This window comes from Vibrio sp. RM-69-4, assembly GCF_024743775.1.
GTDB lineage: Bacteria > Pseudomonadota > Gammaproteobacteria > Enterobacterales > Vibrionaceae > Vibrio > Vibrio anguillarum.
Genome location: NZ_JAMQXI010000057.1, coordinates 1 through 2,167 on the forward strand (window position 1 = coordinate 1; position 2,167 = coordinate 2,167).

The 2,167-nt window shown below is 41.8% G+C and carries 2 protein-coding genes; one reads left to right on the forward strand and one right to left on the reverse strand.

Annotation, left to right across the window (positions count from 1 at the left end):
- Positions 1–366: 366 nt before the first annotated feature.
- Positions 367–1,335, reverse strand: a complete 969-nt coding sequence (locus NB504_RS08380) for an IS30-like element ISVa6 family transposase (protein ID WP_258428635.1) — start codon at positions 1,333–1,335, stop codon at positions 367–369.
- A gap of 450 nt (positions 1,336–1,785) precedes the next feature.
- Between NB504_RS08380 and NB504_RS08390 the strand changes: the two genes are divergently transcribed.
- The coding region (locus tag NB504_RS08390) for an AAA family ATPase (protein WP_258428636.1) at positions 1,786–2,167 on the forward strand (382 nt) is incomplete at its 3' end.

Sequence of the window (2,167 nt, forward strand, 5' to 3'; positions counted from 1 at the left end):
GCAAAGTGAGTTTTTATCGGCTAAATCGAGTTGAAATTGAACGGTAAATTCCATGTTTTGTGTCTGAACTTAAGCAATAAATAATCATCACATATTTGTTGTTTTTTGATCGCGTTGGGTTGCTTGTCGTTGTGAATTCAGCGGCAAAATAACCTTCAGCATCCAAACGTCCGCCGAGCATGCTACGCTCGTCACTTTTCTTCCAAACCGCTCAATTTGAGTTTTTGTTTCTTTGCTGAGTTAGGGTTTTGGTTTATAAATTAATGGGTTAGTTTGCTTCAAATTTACAAAAAGCCTTGTTCTTGGGTTTTGAAAGCATTGTTGTCAATCGGTTGGCTTAGTATCAAGTTTGAAGTGCGACACTTTTTACAGATGCGCATGAATATACTCCGTTGGTGTTCTATACCCAAGTCTTTTGCGTGGGCGTGTATTTAATTTATATGCAATTTCATTACACAGCTTCTGTGTCACGTGTGACATGGAGGTTCGTTTTGGTAAGTATTGTCGTATCAAACCATTGGTGTTTTCATTAGTGCCTCGCTCCCATGAGTGGTATGGATTTGCAAAGTAAAACAGACAGTTATGATGTTTTTCTAGTTGCGCATAACCATGAAATTCAGTGCCGTTATCCGCAGTTATCGTCTTAAAAGGTAAGTCAGAGCGGGTCATGATTTTGCTCATTCTTACGTTGAGCGACTCGCTTGTTCTATCGTCCATTTGCCCAATAAAAGTGTAGCCAGTCATTCTGTCGGCTAAGGTCACGATACAGTGCTTGGTTCCGCGGCCAACGACGGTATCAATTTCCCAATGACCAGGCTCTTTTCGATGCTCAGCTTTTGCAGGTCTTTCGGTAATATGACGCTTTGCTGCCAGCCGACCTCGGCTGTCTTTTGAGTTATACCTTTTACGCCTTTTCTTGGTCGATTGGCGTAAGTGTTTCCATAGTGTTCCACCGAGAGTTTTGTCGTTCCAAATATGCTGATAAATGAGCTCGTGGCTCATTGTTGGATAGCCTCTTACCCTTAGGTATCCAACGATTTGGTCAGGGCTCCAATCCAGTCGTAGCAAGGCTTCAGGTAACCTGAAGTCGATTTCGCTGTAACGCTTATTTCTGCGCGAGCGGCTCAGCCTGTTGCGAGCCATTTGTTGGGCTCTCCACGCCTGATAGGAGTACCTTTTAAAGTGTCTGTTGTATCGGGAATTGCGTTCAATTTCTCGATAGATAGTCGCTTTGTGACGACCCAGTTGTTTAGCTATTTTAGCGGTACTAATTCCTTGCTTTCTGAGTGCAGAAATCATATACCTTTCGTTCTCAGTGAGGTGCGTGTATTTCATGTTTTTTACTTCTTGGCGGGAGCAAAGTTCATGATTATCGCATCTCACTATTTTTATGTTCAGAGGTGTCGCACTTCGTAGTTGAATCCAAGGTTTTAGCTCATATGTCGGTTTTGCAAAACTTAACAATTGGTACTTGAGTACAAACGTAGCGTGGACAGCCGCTTTAGTCCCAATGTTTGGCAATATATTTTGTACAATTGTTCTTGATAACATTGAGCCTCTGCAACGACTAAAAAAATACCTTATTACTTGCAATAGCCCGACAGAACACCATTAGTGAATGGTACTAAATATGGCTTTGAGTATGTAATTTAACAAACTGTTCAAGAGGGATTCGCAACGCGTGGCATTTTCACTATGCGTTGGTTTAAGTGTTTAAGGTGGTATGCGGCGGCATCGGTATTGCGTTGCTCACCCCTTAACAGGGCGTTAGCATGCAGAGGTAGCATGAAAAAGATCCTTATCATCGGAAACTCTGGTTCAGGTAAAAGTTGGTTGTCAGGACAGTTATCAAAGAGACTTAGACTAAAAGAAGTTCACTTGGATTCAGTTGTTTGGGAACCTGGTGGCTATAACCAGAAACGCTCTCCTGAAACGATAAAAAGTGAACTGGTAAAATTGAGTATGGATCCATCTTGGATTGTTGAAGGTGTATTTGGTGCTTTAATAGAAGAGTTGATCCCACATGCGGACACTTTGTTGTTTTTGGATCTAAATTGGGCAGTATGTAAGGCTTCGTTACTTGCTCGTGGTTCAGAAAGTTCAAAGCAACTTGATGTAGTAGAAGCCGATAAAAATTTCAAAGAACTACTGACTTGGGCGTCTGAAT